Genomic DNA, 20,506 nt, shown 5'->3' on the forward strand with positions numbered 1-20,506 from the left:
GTATAAAGATGGAATTGAACACAGTATCAGGTCTGGCGATAGCGGGAGTTATCTGCTCCGTTGTCCTCTCGATGGGGGTACCGATTGCTTTGTTCATTGCAGGAAGGGTGAAGCTTAAGGCAAGGATTTCCTCGTTCTTTATCGGAGCAGGAACCTATCTGCTGTTTGCCATGCTGTTGGAGCAACAGCTGCATGTTCTTGTCATTCAGTTCTGCGGACTGAACGCACAGAGCAGGCCATGGCTTTACTATGTGTACGCGGCTTTGGCTGCAGCGGTTTTTGAAGAGACCGGAAGACTGATTGCCATGAAGTTCTGGATGAAGAAATGGCTGGATTTTCCAAATGCACTGATGTATGGAATCGGGCATGGCGGTGTGGAGGCCATTCTGATCGGAGGACTCTCCGGAATCAGCAATCTTGTGTCCATGCTGATGATCAACAGCGGAGCCATGCAGAATACGCTGGCGGCACTTCCTGCTGAGTCTGCAAACCAGACCGTGTCACAGCTGTCGGCCCTATGGACAACACCGGCACCACTCTTTTTTGTAAGCGGAATCGAAAGAATCAGTGCCATCATTCTGCATATCGGGTTGTCACTGCTGATCTACCGGGCGGTAAAGGCAGGCAAATGCAGGACAGCGGCTTTTACAGCGGTTCTTGCATATGGGATTCATTTTATCGTGGACTTCTTTGCCGTGGCAGGTCCGGCGCTTCTTCCCATCTATGTGATTGAAATTGGTGTCTTTGTGATGGCAGCCGGAACTCTTGTTATGGCGCTGAAGATGGGAAGGATGGAAGAACTGTGAATTCCAGTTTTCTGCTATCATAAAACAGAATATATGTGACAGAACACACCGTAGAAATACGGTGTTTTTTGTTACCCAAAACCCATAATTCAATACATAACCACAGGTTAGTACAAATAACTTATGTGCTTTTTTGAAAGGCTTAGAAAGGTACCAGCGGTCATGTAAACAAGATATGGTTTTCTTTCAGCGCGTTTTTTATCAAGGAACTGATAGACAGGTTCGTTTACAGGCTTGGAGAAAACTTAGAGAAACTCAAGGAAAACGGATTCTATGAGAAATGCTGCTGTTAAGGCAGGAGCAAAATTCATCGTAAGTCCTGGATTCGATCCTGAAATCGTAAATTACTGTCTGGAAAAAGAAATTCCGATTTTCCCGGGATGTGTGACACCGTCTGAAGTGGCACAGGCAGTAAAAAGAGGACTGAAAGTAGTTAAATTCTTCCCGGCAGAACCTGCAGGTGGAGTGGCTATGATCAAAGCAATGGCAGCACCATACAATCAGCTCCGTTTTATGCCGACAGGTAGAATCGGAACACAGAATCTGAAAGATTATCTGGGATTTGACAAGATCATCTGCTGCGGCGGAAGCTGGATGGTAAAAGCAGATCTGATCCAAAACGGCGAATTCGAGAAAATCTGTAATCTGACAAAAGAAGCGAAAGAACTGGCAAAGAGCATTCGCCCTTAATGAACTGAGCCCTTTTATCAAGGGGAACACATGACCTCTGAGGAGGTACTAATCTATCCTTTATAATATACAAAAAAGAACAGAAAAGATTTTGGTATCTGAGAATCTTTTCTGTTCTTTTTACTTGGCTTAAAGTGCATTGATGTGGATATGATTAAAACCTCTGGGAGATTTATTGTTTGGTTCAAAATAAGTTTCTGTATCTTTTTCATCACGGAAAATATCAGCAACAGAACCGTCACAAGCAACCAAACGATAACGGTTCCTGTATAGAGTAGGTTTAAGCTTCTGGTTAAAAATCTGCAAAAGTTCCCATAATGCACCATCTTTTAATTTTGTACGTTGGCGATAAAAAGCAGCTTTTGATGGTGTTTCATCGGAGCGTCCGAAAAAATGGTAAAGTTCTTCCCTTAAACAGTCATCTTCCATGGTCAGCAAAAGAAGAAGAAAATCATGGAAGCTAATGTATGAATTTTTTGCAGAATCAATCAGGCTTCTTCAGAAAAACTCACGATCACAGTTGGATATCCGCTCTGTTTTAGTCTTCGTTCCATCATGGCGGCATCATTCAATACATCGAACTGACCGACCAGAACCCGGTCATACTGGCTGCTGTCATCAATCCGGGCAGGGAAATCCATTTCGGTCAGTTCATTAAGAAGCCGTCTGGCATACGCCGGATTTCGGAATGCACCGACCTGCACACTGTAGGTTACAGATGGAGAAAAATTAGGAAATTCGGAGTCTGTATTTTTATCAGACGGATTCATGTGAGCAGAGTCTGACGTACAAGGAGAATCAGGGACTGAGCCTGAATTTGTCAGTGTACCAACATCTGATTTTGTAGAACCGTCAGCAGGAGAAACGGAAGCAGAAGTATCTGCGTCAGAAGAAGTCCTTCCTGATTCCGATGCGGTCGAACTGTTTCTTGCGCCTTCTGGTTTCCAGAGCCCTTTTTCTTCCAGCGTATCCAGGATTCCATCTGCAATTGCCTGCGCAATATCATTGAAGTTCTTATCGAAAATTGTGTTATCAGAATCGGAATTGATAAAACCGACTTCGACCAGAATCGCCGGCATTTTTGTACGGCGAAGGACAACCAGATTTGGGCGCGCCTTTACTCCGAGATCCTTGAACCCAACTGTCTCCAACTGTGCATTGATATTTTCCGCCATCTCATATTTGATGCCGGAAAGGTTATAGATCAGGCTTTCCACGCCCATGTACTGATTGGCAAGAGGACTGGAATTCCGGTGGATCGATATGAAGAAATCAACACCGGCTTCATTTGCCTCTGTTGCTTTCTGGAAAGGTGTCTCATAAATATCTGTTGTCCGTGTGTATTCCACATCAATTCCGCTGTTTTGTAAAATTTCTCCGATCGCAAGCACCAGCTTCAGTACATCATCCTTTTCCTGGCGACCATTATACACAGCTCCCGGATCACGTCCTCCGTGACCGGCATCGAGCATGATAGATACAGGCATAGATATACCTCAAAAAATGAACTTTATATAATATATGTCGGATATCCTGAAAAGTGAAAATGAGAAATCGATTAAGAAAAATATGCTGCGTGCTTTGCACTCTCGCAATTCTCAAAAACATTCGTAATTCGCTCATTTTTCTTTGAAAAATGGCTACTTACTCATGTTTTTGGTGGGTCAAGAGGTCAAAAATCCTCTTGTAAGCAAGCATGCATCGGCTTTCTGACCTTTTGACCCTGGTATCCTCATTATATTGCAGAAAAATAAATTGTCAGGTAGGAAATATAATGTTATGATAAGTCTGTAGCGATATGCTACAGGAAAGCAATCATTAGTTTGTTGATTACGTTTCTTGTCTTTCTTGACCGGAAGAACAAGAAAAATATATTCATATATTATAGAATCGGGAGAATCAAAATATGGCAGAAAGATTAGAATTTCGTGAAAAACTTTCAGGGGTCCTTACCCTGTGTGAAAGCCAGAATAACATCACAGACAAAGCCACAGTCGAAGCTTACTTCGCAGAAGACAATTTATCAGCAGAACAGATGGAGCTTGTATTTGATTATCTTCTTTCCAAGAAAGTAATCGTAAAAGGCTACGTCAAAGCTGGTGGTTCGATCAAAAATGCAGAAAACACCGAAGGACCGATCCGATATACCCAGGAAGAACAGGATTATTTAAACCTTTACGAGCAGGATCTGAAAGGATTAAGAGATGGGGATCCATTAAAAGAACTCCTACCGGCAATCCTCACCATGGCAAAAGAGATGCACAGGGCAGATATCTACATCGGAGATCTCGTCCAGGAAGGCAACATGGGACTCATGCTCGCCATGGAAGACCATGCAGATGATACCGAAGCCCTTTTAAGCATGGCAAAAGAAAGCATGCAGGCACTTCTTGAATCTCAGGAAGAGACTAAAAAACAAGATAACCGCATGGTAGAAAAAGTCAACGACCTTGATGAACAGATCAAAAAACTTTCCGATGAACTCGGCCGAAAAGTCAGCGTAGACGAGCTGGAAGAATTCGCTGGCATCACCGAAGATGAGATCAGCAACATCCTAAAACTAGCCGGTGAAGAACTTCCCCCAGAAGAGAAGTAGAAATATACTGCAGAAAAAAATTATTTTACATAAATACATGTAGTTGATATTACACTATCGTCATACTATAAAAGTACGAAAAGAATATCTGCAACCAACAAACTTCAACAGTCAATAGAACCCACAGCCCGAAGATGGCTGTGGGTTCTGTTTCTCATAAATCATTCCATTCTGTTTTGTCTTGAAAAACCAGAGGGAGAGGTTATTGCAGCCTCTCCCTCGTCCATTCGCACAATCGAGTAAGCTGACGCCTACTCGATTGGCATACTTTGTACACCATCTCGCTTGACAGATCGATGATGTACATTCGCCAAATGCAGATCCTTATGCAAGCACAAATCTGCACTTGACTCATCGTATACACAAAAAAATGGATGCAGGAGAAACTCTCCCACATCCATTTTCTAATTTTGCATTTAAGCCTGCGGTCCAGCAGATACAAGTGCTTTACCAGCAGCATTTCCTTCGTATTTAGCGAAGTTCTTAACGAATCTTGCAGCAAGATCCTTAGCTTTTTCTTCCCATTCAGAAGCATCAGCATATGTGTCGCGAGGATCAAGGATTCCTGAATCAACGCCCGGAAGTTCTGTAGGTACTTCGAAGTTGAAGTAAGGAATTTTCTTGGTCGGTGCATTTAAGATGTCTCCGTTCAGGATTGCATCGATGATACCACGAGTATCTTTGATAGAGATACGTTTTCCTGTTCCGTTCCATCCTGTGTTAACGAGGTAAGCTTTTGCTCCGCTCTTTTCCATCTTCTTAACAAGTTCTTCTGCATATTTTGTCGGATGCAGTTCAAGGAATGCCTGTCCGAAGCAAGCAGAGAATGTTGGTGTCGGTTCTGTGATTCCACGTTCTGTACCGGCAAGCTTAGCTGTGAATCCAGACAGGAAGTAGTACTGTGTCTGTTCCGGTGTCAGTACAGATACCGGTGGAAGTACTCCGAAAGCGTCTGCAGACAGGAAGATTACATTCTTAGCTGCCGGTGCAGAAGAAATCGGACGTACAATATTTTCAATGTGGTTAATCGGATAAGATACACGTGTATTTTCTGTTACACTCTTATCAGCAAAATCAATTTTTCCTTCAGCATCAAGAGTTACGTTCTCAAGAAGAGCGTCACGTCTGATTGCGTTGTAGATATCTGGTTCAGATTCTTTGTCAAGGTTGATAACCTTAGCGTAGCATCCACCTTCAAAGTTGAATACTCCGTTGTCATCCCAGCCGTGTTCGTCATCACCGATGAGGAGACGCTTCGGGTCTGTAGAAAGTGTAGTTTTACCTGTTCCTGAAAGACCGAAGAAGATAGCTGTGTTTTCGCCGTTCAGATCAGTGTTTGCTGAGCAGTGCATAGCAGCGATTCCCTTAAGTGGGAGGTAGTAGTTCATCATAGAGAACATACCTTTCTTCATCTCTCCGCCGTACCATGTATTAACGATAACCTGTTCTTTGCTTGTGATATTGAATAAAACAGCTGTTTCAGAGTTAAGTCCAAGTTCTTTGTAGTTTTCAACTTTTGCTTTAGAAGCGTTGTATACTACGAAGTCAGGCTCGAAGTTCTCAAGTTCTTCAGCTGTTGGTTTGATGAACATGTTTGTTACAAAATGAGCCTGCCAGGCAACTTCAACGATGAAACGGATTGCCATACGTGTATCTTTGTTAGCGCCGCAGAATGCATCTACTACATAAAGTTTCTTGTTAGAAAGTTCTTTCTTGGCGATCTCCTTTACAGCTTCCCATGCTTCCTGTGAAGCCGGGTGGTTGTCATTCTTATATTCGTCTGAAGTCCACCATACAGTGTCTTTAGAGTTTTCATCAACTACGATGAATTTGTCTTTAGGGGAACGTCCGGTGTATACACCTGTCATTACGTTCACAGCACCAAGTTCGCTGACCTGACCTTTTTCAAATCCTTCAAGACCTGCTTTTGTTTCTTCTTCAAACAGTAATTCGTAAGAAGGGTTGTGCACGATTTCTGTTGTTCCAGTAATACCATACTTGCTTAAATTGATTTCTGCCATTGCAATTAACCTCTTTCTCCTAATTCTAGTTAAATGGTTAAATGATAAAAGCTGTGAGCGCAGATTTTATCATCTGATGAAGTAAAATTCTTCACCCATTTACCATAATTATACATAATTACGCAATAAAATCAATAAAAAACCGATATTTCTTGAAAAAATTGTTTAAAAAATAACGAAATCCCAAAAGGAAAAGGCAGCCCGCTTTGGACTGCCCTGAAATTGTTGTATATCCTGCAAAATATAAAGAAAAAATTTGTCAGGATTTCTTACTGGGAGGTCTGCTTAATCGTCATTTTCCGATGAGTCAGACGGATGTTCGCGGTAATTCTCCGGAAGATACAGGTGAACGGTCTCAATCCGGTTTTTGTCGAGCTTTTCTACGACCATACGGATTCCATCTTCGGTGACAACGGAGTCACCAGCTTTCGGAAGACGGTCCAGCTTTTCGATGATAAAGCCTCCGAGAGAATCATAATCTTCCGATTCCAGATTCAGCTCCAGGGAATCATTGAGATCGTCAAGATTAGTAGAACCCTCAATAATATATTCGTGTTCGCCTACCGCTTTGATATTTTCTTCTTCATTCTCATCATATTCATCGTGGATCTCGCCAACAATCTCTTCAAGAATATCTTCCAGGGTGATCAGACCGGATGTTTCACCGTATTCATCCAGGACAATTGCGATATTGAATGAGGCCTGGCGCATTTCAACAAGAAGCTCGGAAATGCTCTTGTATTCATAAGTGAAGTAGGCTTCACGGAGAATGTCTTTAATCTGGAACTCACTTTTCTTATTGTCATAAAGAAGAAGATCTTTCATATTGATCGTTCCGACAACATTATCCTTTGTCTCCTGGTAAACCGGAAGACGGGTGAATTTGTCTTCACGGAACAGGTCAATCAGTTCATCGTAACTGCTGTCAATATCAGCAAAAGTTACGTTGACACGGGGAACCATGACGTCTTTGGCAATGGCATCACCGAGATCAAACACATTGTAGATCATCTCTTTTTCATCCGATTCGATCACGCCGTCCTGATGGCTGACATTTACCACGCTTCGGAGTTCAGCTTCGGTCATGGTATTGTCTTTGGCATTCGGATCGATGCGAAGAAGCATCAGAAGACCGGTGGAGAGACCATTTACAATGAAGATAATCGGAGTCATGATCTTCATAAAAATATTGATAACCGGTGCGTAGAAAAGAGACATCTTCTCAGCATGAATGGTTGCCATCGTCTTCGGAGTAATCTCTCCGAAAAGGATGATGAGAAGCGTCATAAGCCCACTTGCGATCGCGACGGCGGTTCCACCAAGGCGGTATGCGATTGTGGTGGCAAGGGAAGCTACCGCAGTATTAACAATGTTGTTGCCGATGAGGATCGCGCTAAGCATTTTACCTGAATTCTCAGTTACGGCAAGTACGGCGCTGGCACGCTTGTTACCCTCGTCTGCAAGGGCACGCATCCGGATTTTGTTGTAGGTTGTAAGTGCTGTCTCGGCTGACGAAAATATGCCGGATAAGAGCAGCAGGACTAGCAAAATAAGTATTTGCGAGACACTTGAGTCCACAGTTAAAAATCACTCCTTTTTGAAAATAATGATAAAATTTCTATGTTATGCCCTACTATATCGCATTTCACTTAATTTTGCAAGAGCGCGTTGAACTTGCATATTTTTTGGTGTATCATATGATGTAAGTTCCAAAATTTATTTTTGACACTTACATCATATGAGGATGATATTAAAACGTGCTTTGGCACGTAGTAACTTCTATTTGGCGGGAGGTCCAATGGCAATTTCCTGTTAAATAAAAAAAGAAGAATGGCATAGAATATTTATAGATACTAGGAGAAGAGAATGGAACAGAATTTTGAGACATGTTTGTATAATGTGGTCGATGCAGCCAAAATACAGAAGGATGAACCGATGAAGAAGCATACAACCTTCCGAATCGGTGGTCCGGCAGATTATTTTATCATGCCATCGAATGAAAAGGAACTGGCAGAGGCAGTCCGGGTGTGCCGGAAATTTTTGATACCTATATATATAGTAGGAAATGGAAGTAATCTTCTGGTTGGAGACAAAGGTTTCAGAGGCGCGATCATCCAGCTTTATAAGAGTATGGGAACATTTCAGGTAGAAGGAAATCAGATTACGGCGCAGGCAGGATGTTCGCTTGCGCAGATTGCAAATGCAGCACTTGATACAGCACTGACCGGATTTGAGTTCGCAGCGGGTATTCCGGGAACGCTTGGCGGAGCGGTTGTGATGAACGCCGGTGCGTATGGCGGAGAGATGAAGGATGTACTGACGAGTGTCAGGGTTATGACAGAAGAGGGCGAGATCATGGAGCTTCCGGCAGAAGAACTGGGACTGGGATACCGTACAAGCATTATTCCGGAGAAAAGATATATCGTTTTGGGTGCTGTGATTTCGCTTACAGAAGGCAAAAAAGAAGAAATAAAAGCGCAGATGGATGACCTACGTCAGAAGCGGGTATCGAAGCAGCCGCTGGAGTATCCGAGTGCAGGCAGTACCTTTAAGCGTCCGGAAGGATATTTTGCAGGAAAACTGATCCAGGACAGCGGACTGAAAGGATTTACAGTAGGTGGAGCGCAGGTTTCTGAAAAGCACAGTGGATTTGTGATCAATAAAGGAAATGCGACAGCGGCTGATGTGATGGAGCTGATCCGTCAGGTAACAGCGAAAGTGAAAGAAGATACCGGTGTTACGATGGAACCGGAAGTGAAACAAATAGGAGAATTTTAGGGATGAGATTCGTAATTGTAACGGGAATGTCCGGAGCAGGGAAAAGTACAACTTTGAAAATGATGGAAGACATGGGATATTTTTGTGTGGATAACATGCCGATTCCTTTAATGACAAAACTGACAGAACTTTTGATCGTTCCAAATGGTGAGATCACGAAGATCGCTCTGGGACTTGATATCCGCAGTGGTCAGAATCTGCGTGCACTGGACCAGGTTCTGGACGAACTTGAAAAAGCCAAGATACCACTGGAGATTCTTTTCCTTGAATCGAATGATGATACACTGGTGAAAAGATATAAAGAGACAAGAAGGAACCACCCACTCTCAAAGGGCGGCAGAATTGAGAACGGGATCGCCAAAGAACGTAAGAAGATTGCCTTTTTAAAAGAAAGGGCAGATTACATCCTGGATACAAGCCGGATGCTGACCAGGGAGCTGCGCAGTGAACTGAACCGTATTTTTGCCGAGAATAAAGAATACAAAAATCTCTACATTACCGTGTTATCTTTCGGATTTAAATATGGAATTCCGAGTGATGCAGATCTGGTATTTGATGTCAGATTCCTTCCGAATCCGTATTATATTGATGAACTTCGCCCGCAGAGTGGCAATGATAAGCCGGTCAGGGATTACGTGATGAATAACGATATTTCAAAAGAATTCCTGAAGAAGCTGGTGGACATGGTTGAGTTCCTGATTCCGAATTATGTCGCAGAAGGAAAGAACCAGCTTGTGATCGCAATCGGATGTACCGGCGGAAAACACCGCTCCGTGACACTTGCCAATGAGTTGTATGAACGGCTGTCTGTGGCAGAAAAAGAGTACGGTGTAAGAAAAGAGCATCGTGATATCGAGAAAGATGCAATTACGAAAGCAAAATAGGTGATAGTATGTCTTTTTCTGGAAATATTAAAGAAGAAATATCGCGCCAGCTAAGTCCGGCAAGGCATTGCCAGATTGCAGAACTTGCAGCGATCATCAGCATGTGCGGGGCTGTCATGATCGACAGCAGAGGTCAAGCAGCACTTAAGATTCATACGGAAAATCTGGCAGTTGCAAGAAAAAGCTTTACTTTATTGAGAAGAACGTTTAATATAGTGGTTGATATCGCTATTCGGGTGAACCGGGAAAAAGGCAGCAGCTACTATTATATAGTTGTAAAAAAACACGAAGATGCTGTCAGGGTTCTTCAGGCGGCAAAGCTGATCAATCCTTATGGAGAGGTGGAAGAAGAGCTTTCTGTAGTTAAGAATGTCGTGATTCAGGAAACTTGCTGTAAGCGGGCTTTCTTGCGTGGCGTTTTTCTTGCATCGGGATCTATGAGCGACCCGGAGAAGTCCTATCATTTTGAAATTGTCTGTGCGTCGATGGGGAAAGCACAGCAGATTCAGAAGATAATGAGATGCTTTGCTCTGGATGCAAAGATTGTATCAAGGAAAAAAACACTTGTGGTTTATCTGAAAGAAGGAGCTCAGATCGTGGATGTGCTGAATGTGATGGAGGCACATCAGTCACTGATGGAGCTTGAGAATATCCGCATATTGAAAGATATGAGGAATACGGTGAACCGAAAAGTGAACTGCGAGACTGCGAATATCAATAAAACGGTTTCCGCTGCTGTAAAGCAGATTGAAGATATAAGGTATATTGAGGAAACAAAAGGACTCGATAAGCTGCCGGAAGGATTGAAGGACATGGCCCTTACAAGACTTACATATCCGGAGGCATCTTTAAAAGAGTTAGGCGCACTTCTGCAAAATCCGGTAGGCAAGTCCGGAGTGAATCACAGATTGCGCAAGTTAAGTGAAATGGCGGAAGAGATAAGGGCTAAGCAAGGAGGAACATTATGATCAAAAAACCTGTTAAGATTCAATTGTCCGAGGGATTAGACGCCAGACCGATTGCGCTTCTTGTTCAGGAAGCTAGTCAGTATTCAAGTTCGGTATATATTGAAGTTGACCAGAAGCAAGTCAATGCAAAGAGCATTATGGGGATGATGAGTCTGACACTGCTGCCGGGAGAGGAAATCACCGTTGTTGCGAACGGAACAGATGAAAAGGAAGCGGCAGCTGGTATTGAAAGGTTTCTTGTGAACGTTAAGAACAGATAATTGCATAAAACATTGAAGAGTCTGCCAAAAGCAGGCTCTTTATGCTATAATGCATGTATCTGTAAGGAGCTGTGTGGACAGGTCTTACAGAGGAAAGAACAGATAACAGGAGGACGGACGTATGAAAAAAGCATTGTTTATTTATAATCCGAATGCAGGAAAGGGACTTTTAAAACCGAAGCTTTCTGATATTATTGACATTATTGTAAAAGCAGGATATGAAGTGGTTGTATATCCGACGCAGAAATATAAAGACGCTTATTATAAAGTAAAGACATTTACAGAGGAGTACGACCGTGTGATCTGCAGTGGTGGCGACGGAACACTTGATGAGGTCGTAACCGGAATGATGAAGAGAGAAAAAAAGATTCCGGTCGGTTACATCCCGACAGGAACGACCAACGACTTTGCGAGCAGTCTGCATATCCCGAAAAATCTTCTCCAGGCGGCAAGTACAGCAGCCGAGGGAAGAGAATTCCCTTGCGATATCGGACGATTTAACGGAGATGTGTTCGTATACATTGCAGCATTCGGACTCTTCACGGATGTATCTTATGAGACAAAGCAGGAAATGAAGAATGTTCTGGGACATCTGGCATATGTGCTGGAAGGAGCAACCAGAATTTTTGATATCCCGTCATATAAATTAAAAGTGACACATGACGGAGAAACGATCGAGGACGAATTTATTTATGGTATGGTGACGAATTCCAAATCTGTTGGCGGTTTCCGTAATATGATCGGGAAGAATGTGGTCTTTGATGACGGAGAATTTGAGGTTACCCTGATCCGGACACCGAAGAATCCAATCGCGCTTCAGGAGATCGTCGGGGCGCTTCTGAGCAGCCAGATCAATACGAAGCACATTTATTCATTTAAGACAGGTGAGATCCATTTTGAATCAGTGGAAGAAATCCCGTGGACGCTGGATGGAGAGTTCGGCGGTGAGCACGACAGTGTCTGCATCAAAAATGCGAAACAGGCACTTAAAATCGTAGTTCCGGAAGAGGAGCAGTAAAAAAGCAGTAAAAAATAAAAAAAAGGCTTGTCAAATGAAAAGAAGTACGCTATACTAAGCAAGTGAGTTAGCAAGACAGCTAATGAACGTACATCTGGCCCCCTGGTCAAGCGGTCAAGACGCGACCCTCTCACGGTCGAATCAGGGGTTCGATTCCCCTGGGGGTCAGCCTATAAAAGCCTTTAACAGAGAAGTGGAGGAATACAAAATGTTAGTTTCAGCAACAGAAATGTTAAAAAAAGCAAAAGCAGGTCATTACGCAGTAGGACAGTTTAATATCAACGATCTTGAATGGACCAAAGCAGTTCTGACTGCAGCTGAGGAATTAAGATCACCGGTTATCCTTGGTGTGTCTGAAGGTGCAGGAAAATACATGGCTGGATACAGAACAGTTGTAGGAATGGTAAATGGAATGATCAAAGAGATGGACATTTCAGTTCCGGTTGCACTTCATCTTGATCATGGTAGCTATGAAGGCTGCCTGAAATGTATAGATGCAGGATTCTCATCAGTTATGTTTGACGGATCTCATTATCCGATCGAAGAAAACATTGAGAAGACTACAGAACTTGTTAAACTTTGCCATGGAAAAGGACTTTCTATCGAGGCAGAAGTCGGTTCTATCGGTGGAGAAGAAGATGGTGTTGTAGGAATGGGCGAATGCGCAGATCCTAAGGAATGCAAGATGATCGCAGACCTTGGCGTTGATTTCCTTGCGGCAGGTATTGGCAACATCCATGGAAAATATCCGGCAAACTGGAAAGGACTCAGCTTTGAGACTCTTGCAGCAGTTCAGGAGCTCACAGGAGAACTTCCGCTTGTACTTCATGGAGGTACAGGAATTCCGGATGATATGATTAAGAAAGCGATTGACCTTGGAGTATCTAAGATCAATGTTAATACAGAATGTCAGCTGGTATTCGCAGAAGCTACCCGCAAATACATTGAAGCAGGAAAGGATCTTGAAGGAAAAGGATACGATCCACGTAAACTTCTGAAACCAGGTGCAGATGCAATCGTTGAAAAAGTAAAAGAGAAAATGATTCTGTTCGGTTCTGACGGAAAAGCTGAATAGTCTGATTTTTGATAATATCATGGACAAAGGCGTCCGAAGAAAACGGTATAAAAGGAGTTTTGCGTAAGTGCAAGACTCCTTTATTTGAATCAAAAAACGACCGTTTTGTATGAGTAGTAGAAAATGAGTAGTAGAAAAGAGAGGTACATGGGATGAGCGAATGGATTAGTGTAGCAGAAATATTTGGAGAAAACGTCTTCAATGATGCTGTTATGCAGGAAAGACTTCCGAAGAAGACTTACAAAGAGCTGAAAAAGACGATCGAAGAAGGTAAAGAGCTTCAGGCTGCAACAGCAGATGTTATTGCACATGAGATGAAAGAGTGGGCGATTGAAAAGGGTGCCACTCACTATTCGCACTGGTTCCAGCCTCTTACAGGAGCAACAGCTGAAAAGCATGATTCGTTTATTTCAGCACCGAAGTCAGATGGAAAGATCCTGATGGAGTTTTCGGGAAAAGAGCTGATCAAAGGAGAACCGGATGCATCTTCCTTCCCGTCAGGAGGACTGCGTTCCACATTTGAAGCAAGAGGTTATACAGCGTGGGATTGTACATCGCCTGCATTTGTTAAAAAGAGTCCGGATGGGAAAAGATCGATTTTATATATACCGACAGCATTTTGTTCCTATACCGGAGAAGCACTGGATCAGAAGACACCTCTTCTTCGCTCTATGGAAGCAATCAACAAACAATCCATCCGTCTTCTGCGTCTTTTTGGAAACACAACGTCCCAAAAGGTTACACCATCTGTTGGAGTTGAGCAGGAATATTTCCTGGTAGACAGAGAAAAATATCTTAAGAGAAAGGATCTTGTATTTACAGGACGTACATTATTCGGGGCAAATCCTCCGAAGGGACAGGAACTGGATGACCATTATTTTGGTGCGATCCGTGAGAGAATCGCAGCATTTATGACTGATGTCAATGAAGAACTCTGGAAGATGGGGGTATCTGCAAAGACACAGCACAACGAAGTAGCACCTGGACAGCATGAGCTTGCACCAATCTATGCACAGTGCAACGTAGCAGTTGACCACAACCAGCTGATCATGGAGACGCTGAAGAAAGTGGCATATCGCCATAATCTTCAATGCCTGTTACACGAAAAGCCGTTTGAAGGTGTAAATGGTTCCGGAAAGCATAACAACTGGTCACTGGTTACAGATGATGGGATCAACATTCTGGATCCGGGAAAGACACCTCATGATAATATTCAGTTCCTTCTGGTTCTGACATGTATTCTCCGTGCAGTAGATCTGCATGCAGATCTGCTCCGTGAATCTGCTTCTGACGTAGGAAACGATCACAGACTTGGAGCAAATGAAGCACCGCCGGCAATTATTTCCGCATACCTCGGAGAACAGCTTGAAGACGTGCTTGCACAGCTTATTGATACCGGAGAAGCTGCACACAGCTTAAAAGGCGGCAAATTACATACCGGTGTAAGTACGCTCCCGGATTTTGCAAAGGATGCAACTGACAGAAACCGTACTTCACCATTCGCATTTACAGGAAATAAATTTGAGTTCCGTATGGTAGGATCCAGAGACTCGGTAGCAGCACCGAACGTAGTATTAAATACAATCGTGGCAGAGTCCTTCTCTGATGCCTGCGATGTACTCGAAAAAGCAGAAGATTTTGATCTTGCAGTCCATGATCTGATCAAGGAATATGCATCCAAACATCAGAGAATCGTATTCAATGGCAACGGATATTCTGATGAGTGGGTGAAGGAAGCCGAAAGAAGAGGACTTCCGAATATTAAGACCATGGTAGAGTCTGTTGAATGTCTGACATATGACAATACGGTTGAAATGTTTGAAAAATTCGATGTATTCAGCCGTGCAGAACTGGAATCCCGTGCAGAGATCAAATATGAGGCATACTCAAAGGCAATCAACATTGAAGCACGTTCCATGATCGATATCGCAAGCAAGCATATTATCCCGGCTGTGATCCAATATGTAACTTCGCTGGCTAATTCGATCAACCAGGTAAAACAGGCAAGCGCTGTAGCATATACAGGTGTACAGGAAGAGCTTCTTGTACAGTCGGCTGATCTTTTGAAAGACACAAAAGAAGCACTCAGAGCACTGGAAACTGTTGTGGCAGAAGTACCGGAGACAGAAGGAAAAGAACAGGCATTCTTCTTCATGCAGAAAGTTGTACCGGCAATGGAAGCTTTAAGAAAACCAGTGGATGAACTGGAAATGATCGTCAATAAGAATATGTGGCCGATGCCTTCTTACGGAGATCTGCTGTTCGAGGTCTAAGAAGTGACTGGTATAAATGTTGAAAAAGAAGTTGAAAACTTATGAAGTTTTGTGAAAATATACACAAATTAAAAAATTGGTCTTGAAATTTGAAAGAAAAAAGAGTATCGTAAATATATCTTAAATAACAGAGATCACAATGAACGAGGAAGTTCCACAAAGTGGAGTTTCCTCGTTTTTTTGTGTATACGATGAGCCAAGTGCAGATTTGTGCTTGCACAAGGATCTGCATTTGGTGAATGTACATCATCGAGCTGTTAAGCGAGATGATGTACAAAGTATAAGAATCGAGTAGGAGTCAGCCTACTCGATCGTTAGAGAAAGGAAGGTAATTATGAGTAGTGAATGGTTAAGCGTGGCAGAAATTTTTGGCGAAGATGTTTTTAACGATGCAGTAATGCAGGAGAGACTTCCGAAAAAAGTATACAAAAAATTAAAACAGACAATTGAAGAAGGAAAAGAGCTGGATCTTGAGACAGCAGATGTAATTGCACATGAGATGAAAGAATGGGCAATCGAAAAAGGTGCAACCCATTATACACACTGGTTCCAGCCACTGACAGGAGTTACTGCTGAAAAGCATGATTCCTTCATCTCAGCTCCGCTTCCAAGCGGAAAGGTTCTGATGAGCTTTTCTGGAAAAGAACTGATCAAAGGGGAGCCGGATGCTTCTTCTTTCCCGTCAGGCGGACTTCGTGCTACATTTGAAGCAAGAGGATATACAGCATGGGATTGTACATCACCGGCATTTGTAAGAAAAGATGCAGCCGGAGCGATCCTTTGCATCCCGACAGCATTCTGCTCTTACACAGGTGAGGCACTGGATGAAAAAACACCGCTTCTCAGATCTATGGAAGCAATCAACAAAGAATCCATCAGACTGCTTCGTCTGTTCGGAAATACAACATCAAAGAAAGTAACACCTTCTGTAGGACCGGAGCAGGAATACTTCCTTGTTGATGCAAAGAAATTCTTACAGAGAAAAGACCTTATTTACACAGGACGTACACTTTTCGGAGCAATGCCGCCGAAAGGACAGGAGCTTGACGATCACTACTTTGGAACGATCCGTCAGAGGGTTGCTTCCTATATGAAAGATGTCAACGAAGAATTATGGAAACTCGGCGTTGCAGCAAAGACACAGCACAACGAAGTGGCACCTGCACAGCACGAACTTGCACCGATCTATGCAGAGGCCAATATTGCAGTGGATCACAACCAGATCATCATGAAGACACTGAAAAAGGTAGCATGCGAGCATGGACTGAAATGTCTGCTTCACGAGAAACCGTTTGCAGGAGTCAACGGATCTGGTAAGCATAACAACTGGTCTATCACAACAGATGACGGAATCAATATGCTGGATCCGGGAAAGACACCTCATGAAAATGTACAGTTCCTTCTGGTACTGGCATGTATCCTGAAAGCAGTTGATGTACACGCAGATCTGCTTCGTGAATCGGCTGCCGATCCGGGAAATGACCACAGACTTGGAGCAAACGAAGCACCGCCGGCAATCATCTCTATCTTCCTTGGAGAACAGCTTCAGGACGTTGTAGAACAGCTTCTCAGTACAGGTGAGGCAACACACAGCCTGAATGGTGGAAAGCTGCAAACAGGTGTAACAACCCTTCCGGATCTTACAAAGGATGCAACCGACAGAAACAGAACTTCACCATTTGCATTTACCGGAAATAAATTTGAATTCCGTATGGTAGGTTCTCGCGATTCCATTGCAGGATCAAACGTAGTACTGAATACAATCGTAGCAGAGGCATTTGCAGAGGCATGCGATGTCCTGGAAAAAGCAGATGATTTTGATACAGCTGTACACAGCCTGATCAAAGAATATCTGACAGATCATCAGAGAATTATCTTCAACGGCAACGGATATTCTGACGAATGGGTAGCTGAAGCAGAAAAGAGAGGACTTCCGAATATCAAGTCCATGGTAGAAGCAATCCCGGCACTGACAACTGACAAAGCGGTAGAACTGTTCGGAAAATTTGGTGTATTTACCAAGGCAGAGCTGGAATCCCGTGCAGAGATCAAATACGAGAACTATGCAAAGGCAATCAATATCGAAGCAAAGGCCATGATCGATATTGCTGCAAAACAGATCATTCCTGCAGTTGTAAAATATACAAAAGAGCTTGCAGATACGGTTCTTGCAGTAAAAGAAGCCGGAGCAGATGCATCTGTACAGGCTGAAATGCTTGCTGACATCTCAGGACTTCTGACAGAAACAAAGGCTGCCCTTAAGAAACTGGAAGCAGTCACAGAAGAAGCAGCAGGAAAAGAAGAAGGAAAAGTACAGTCTGAATTCTATCACTTCAGCGTGGTTCCGGCTATGGAAGACCTCCGTACACCGGTAGATGAACTGGAAATGATCGTGGATAAAGAAGTATGGCCAATGCCTTCTTACGGAGATCTTTTATTTGAAGTTTAGAAAATACATATAAAATTCTTATAGAAATTTAAGGACCTTAGACTTGGAAAGAAGCAGAAATTATGCTACTCTAAGTCTGAGGTTCTTTTCTATATCCGGAAATTTATTTCCGGATATAGAAAGCCTCCGGCGGGATGTGCACTGTGATACAGGGAAGATGTTTCGGGTAATGGACCAAGGCACATTTTTGTATCAGAATGATGTTGGGGTCAAAAATCCTCTTGCAAGCAAGTTTGCATTGGATTTCTGACCTTTTGACCCTGGTATCATCAGAATATAATTATAAACAATGAAATAATGAGAATAGAGGAGAAAGAAAGATGACGAAAGCAGAGTTCCTTGAAAAACTGAGAATTGAACTTTCTTCCGGTGTGACACCACAGGTGCTGCAGGAGAATCTGAACTACTACGGTCAGTATATTGATGATGAGATCCGAAAAGGAAGAACGGAGAGTGAGGTACTGGCGGAACTTGGAGATCCGTGGATTCTTGCGAAGACGATCGTGGATGCGCAGAGAGAAGAAAGTGTAGAAGATGTGATCTATGATTCGGATGGAAGGACCTACAGAGGCAACAGCAGCACAGAAGAAAGCAGCAATATCCATGTGTGGAGCCTGGACAGCTGGTGGAAGAAACTTCTGCTGATTCTTGTGGTTGTGGCTGTGATCGTTGGGATCTTTGCGGTGATAAGTGGGATTGTAAGCCTGATCGCACCGGTACTGATTCCTCTTCTGGTGATCATACTGCTGGTCAGAATGCTGAGAAGGCGATGGTAATTAAAAAAGCCGGATGTATAAGATTCTTCTGCAATGAAAAGAAGCTTATGCCTCCGGCTTTTTGATTATATGTTCTATATGGCAGGTTCAAGTACTTAAAAAGGATCTGCCTGTTATATAACGTTAAACGCTCGATAGGGGAGCTATCGAGCGTTTGAGGGGAGTATAAATAATTAATAAGGGGTTGTAGAAAATAAATCTCTACACGACAAAGTATAATATAAACCGATTTAAAAATCAAGATAAAAATAAAAATGTATAAAAATACGAAAAGGATAGATACTATGTTTGTACAAAAAAATGTCAGGAGGAATTATCAATGGCAAAAAATTATAATGCTTCAGAAAACAGTACAAACAAAAATTCATATGGATCCAATAAGAATGCGTATGCTGAAAATGCTTCCGGCAAGAATCAGTCAAATAAAAATTCAGGCAATAAAAATGCATCCGGTAAAAATACGACTAACCGGAATGCAAAGAATGCATATGAATCAGACCGTAATGCATATGACAGCTCAAAGTCCTGCCATAACGAAAGTGATAAGTATTAAAAAGTGCAAAGCAGTTAAGAATGGAAAAGCAGCGGTTTGGATTCCGCTGCTTTTCTATTTTTGGTGTAGCAATCTGGTTCCTTAAAAAAATTTGTGGTACAAGCGCACTACTTGACAAAAGGCAACCGAAAAACGTAATATAGTTTATAACAGATTGCAGAGTAGAGAAAGGAAAAAGAATGGAAAAGATGGAGCTGATAGCACCCTGCCATTTCGGAATGGAAGCTGTTCTGAAGCGGGAAGTGCTGGATTTAGGATATGAGATATCAACAGTAGAAGACGGAAGAGTATGCTTCTGGGGAGATGCACAGGCGATTTGTGATGCGAACGTGTTCCTCCGGACAGCAGAGAGAATCCTTCTTAAGGTTGGTTCGTTTAAAGCAGAGACGTTTGATGAATTATTTGAGAAAACAAGAGTACTTCCGTGGGAGAATTATATTCCAAAGAACGGAAAGTTCTGGGTGACGAAGGCTGCATCTGTAAAGAGTAAGCTGTTCAGCCCGTCAGATATTCAGTCGATCATGAAAAAAGCCATGGTAGAAAGGCTGAGACGGATTTACGGGATAGAATGGTTCCAGGAGGATGGACCGGCTTACCCGATCCGTGTATTTCTGATGAAAGATATCGTGACGATCGGGATAGATACCTCCGGCGTATCTTTACATAAGAGAGGTTATCGTCAGATGACTGTAAAGGCACCGATCACAGAGACACTGGCATCCGCACTGATCATGCTGACACCGTGGCACAAGGACCGGATCCTGGTAGACCCTTTCTGCGGAAGTGGAACATTTCCAATCGAAGCGGCTTTGATGGCAGCTAATATTGCACCGGGGATGAACCGTTCCTTTACAGCAGAAGAATGGGTGAACCTGATTCCGAAAAAGGCATGGTATGATGCGATGGATGAGGCAAATGATGTGATCGACCGGAAGGTACAGGTTGATATTCAGGGATATGACCTGAATCCGGAGGCAGTAAAAGCAGCAAGACAGAATGCCAAAGATGCAGGCGTTGACCATCTGATCCATTTTCAGGAAAGAGCGGTAAAGGATTTAAGCCACCCGAAGAAGTATGGCTTTATCATTACAAATCCGCCGTATGGCGAGCGACTGGAGGATAAAAAGGATCTGCCGCAGTTATACAGAGAATTTGGTGAGAGTTTTAAAAAGCTGGATAGCTGGTCTACATATATGATCACCAGTTACGAGGATGCAGAACGTTATTTCGGAAGAAAAGCAGATAAGAACCGGAAGATATATAATGGTATGCTGAAGACCTATTTCTATCAGTTCTTAGGTCCGAAACCACCGAAACGCCCAAGAGAACCAAGACAGTAAGAGAAAGAAGAATTTACAG

The 20,506-nt window shown here is 43.0% G+C and carries 17 protein-coding genes, 1 tRNA gene and 1 pseudogene; 15 read left to right on the top strand and 4 right to left on the bottom strand.

Annotation, left to right across the window (positions count from 1 at the left end):
• Positions 1 to 8 precede the first annotated feature (8 nt).
• Together PG766_RS09815 and eda are read left to right on the top strand one after the other, a co-directional pair.
• Positions 9 to 806 carry a YhfC family intramembrane metalloprotease gene (locus PG766_RS09815; RefSeq protein WP_243014422.1) on the top strand — a complete coding sequence of 266 codons (798 nt, stop codon included), beginning with the start codon at positions 9 to 11 and terminating at the stop codon, positions 804 to 806.
• Positions 807 to 1,085: 279 nt separating this feature from the next.
• Positions 1,086 to 1,496, top strand: a pseudogene (eda, locus tag PG766_RS09820) (bifunctional 4-hydroxy-2-oxoglutarate aldolase/2-dehydro-3-deoxy-phosphogluconate aldolase); the annotation flags it as partial.
• 129 nt (positions 1,497 to 1,625) lie between these two features.
• On the opposite strand, the gene PG766_RS09825 reads toward eda, so the two are convergent.
• Together PG766_RS09825 and PG766_RS17240 are read right to left on the bottom strand one after the other, a co-directional pair.
• On the bottom strand, positions 1,626 to 1,934 hold the full coding sequence (locus PG766_RS09825) for a hypothetical protein (protein WP_181974553.1): 309 nt from the start codon (positions 1,932 to 1,934) through the stop codon (positions 1,626 to 1,628).
• A gap of 50 nt (positions 1,935 to 1,984) precedes the next feature.
• Positions 1,985 to 2,983: an N-acetylmuramoyl-L-alanine amidase gene (locus PG766_RS17240; protein WP_330674508.1), complete on the bottom strand. Its 999-nt coding sequence runs from the start codon at positions 2,981 to 2,983 to the stop codon at positions 1,985 to 1,987.
• Between the two features lie 419 nt (positions 2,984 to 3,402).
• On the opposite strand from PG766_RS17240, the gene PG766_RS09840 reads away from it, so the two are divergent.
• Positions 3,403 to 4,092: a hypothetical protein gene (locus PG766_RS09840; RefSeq protein WP_118198953.1), complete on the top strand. Its 690-nt coding sequence runs from the start codon at positions 3,403 to 3,405 to the stop codon at positions 4,090 to 4,092.
• A 416-nt stretch (positions 4,093 to 4,508) separates the two neighbouring features.
• Here the strand turns inward: PG766_RS09840 and pckA are convergent, their stop codons facing one another.
• Both pckA and PG766_RS09850 read right to left on the bottom strand, forming a co-directional pair.
• Positions 4,509 to 6,113 carry a phosphoenolpyruvate carboxykinase (ATP) gene (pckA, locus tag PG766_RS09845; RefSeq protein ID WP_055157751.1) on the bottom strand — a complete coding sequence of 535 codons (1,605 nt, stop codon included), beginning with the start codon at positions 6,111 to 6,113 and terminating at the stop codon, positions 4,509 to 4,511.
• 285 nt (positions 6,114 to 6,398) lie between these two features.
• Positions 6,399 to 7,691 (bottom strand): HlyC/CorC family transporter, encoded by a 1,293-nt coding sequence (locus PG766_RS09850; protein WP_117823385.1) that lies wholly within the window; start codon positions 7,689 to 7,691, stop codon positions 6,399 to 6,401.
• A 288-nt stretch (positions 7,692 to 7,979) separates the two neighbouring features.
• On the opposite strand from PG766_RS09850, the gene murB reads away from it, so the two are divergent.
• From murB to PG766_RS09910, 12 genes are all read left to right on the top strand, one after another.
• Entirely contained in the window at positions 7,980 to 8,891 is a 912-nt protein-coding gene (murB, locus tag PG766_RS09855) for a UDP-N-acetylmuramate dehydrogenase (protein WP_118198954.1), read from the top strand.
• 2 nt (positions 8,892 to 8,893) lie between these two features.
• Positions 8,894 to 9,775, top strand: a complete 882-nt coding sequence (gene rapZ, locus PG766_RS09860) for an RNase adapter RapZ (protein ID WP_022219977.1) — start codon at positions 8,894 to 8,896, stop codon at positions 9,773 to 9,775.
• Between the two features lie 8 nt (positions 9,776 to 9,783).
• Positions 9,784 to 10,743, top strand: coding sequence for a DNA-binding protein WhiA (gene whiA, locus PG766_RS09865; RefSeq protein ID WP_117823389.1), 960 nt, complete (start codon positions 9,784 to 9,786; stop codon positions 10,741 to 10,743).
• Positions 10,740 to 11,003 carry an HPr family phosphocarrier protein gene (locus tag PG766_RS09870; protein WP_117558570.1) on the top strand — a complete coding sequence of 88 codons (264 nt, stop codon included), beginning with the start codon at positions 10,740 to 10,742 and terminating at the stop codon, positions 11,001 to 11,003. The genes whiA and PG766_RS09870 overlap by 4 nt, the downstream gene beginning before the upstream one ends.
• Before the next feature lie 121 nt (positions 11,004 to 11,124).
• On the top strand, positions 11,125 to 12,021 hold the full coding sequence (locus tag PG766_RS09875) for a diacylglycerol/lipid kinase family protein (protein WP_117823391.1): 897 nt from the start codon (positions 11,125 to 11,127) through the stop codon (positions 12,019 to 12,021).
• A gap of 96 nt (positions 12,022 to 12,117) precedes the next feature.
• Positions 12,118 to 12,189: transfer RNA gene (locus PG766_RS09880), tRNA-Glu, on the top strand.
• A 40-nt stretch (positions 12,190 to 12,229) separates the two neighbouring features.
• On the top strand, positions 12,230 to 13,096 hold the full coding sequence (gene fba / locus PG766_RS09885; RefSeq protein ID WP_022219974.1) for a class II fructose-1,6-bisphosphate aldolase: 867 nt from the start codon (positions 12,230 to 12,232) through the stop codon (positions 13,094 to 13,096).
• A gap of 152 nt (positions 13,097 to 13,248) precedes the next feature.
• Complete coding sequence (locus PG766_RS09890; RefSeq protein ID WP_117823392.1) at positions 13,249 to 15,369, top strand: glutamine synthetase III family protein; 2,121 nt, start codon at positions 13,249 to 13,251, stop codon at positions 15,367 to 15,369.
• 334 nt (positions 15,370 to 15,703) lie between these two features.
• Positions 15,704 to 17,818, top strand: coding sequence for a glutamine synthetase III family protein (locus tag PG766_RS09895; RefSeq protein ID WP_118198955.1), 2,115 nt, complete (start codon positions 15,704 to 15,706; stop codon positions 17,816 to 17,818).
• Between the two features lie 320 nt (positions 17,819 to 18,138).
• On the top strand, positions 18,139 to 18,594 hold the full coding sequence (locus PG766_RS09900) for a DUF1700 domain-containing protein (RefSeq protein WP_118198956.1): 456 nt from the start codon (positions 18,139 to 18,141) through the stop codon (positions 18,592 to 18,594).
• A gap of 319 nt (positions 18,595 to 18,913) precedes the next feature.
• Positions 18,914 to 19,147 carry a hypothetical protein gene (locus PG766_RS09905; protein WP_022219969.1) on the top strand — a complete coding sequence of 78 codons (234 nt, stop codon included), beginning with the start codon at positions 18,914 to 18,916 and terminating at the stop codon, positions 19,145 to 19,147.
• 179 nt (positions 19,148 to 19,326) lie between these two features.
• Positions 19,327 to 20,487 carry a THUMP domain-containing class I SAM-dependent RNA methyltransferase gene (locus tag PG766_RS09910; RefSeq protein WP_118198957.1) on the top strand — a complete coding sequence of 387 codons (1,161 nt, stop codon included), beginning with the start codon at positions 19,327 to 19,329 and terminating at the stop codon, positions 20,485 to 20,487.
• Positions 20,488 to 20,506 lie beyond the last annotated feature (19 nt).

The sequence above is a fragment of the Coprococcus sp. LG101-27 genome, assembly GCF_027695515.1.
In the GTDB taxonomy this organism is placed as follows: domain Bacteria; phylum Bacillota; class Clostridia; order Lachnospirales; family Lachnospiraceae; genus Allocoprococcus; species Allocoprococcus comes.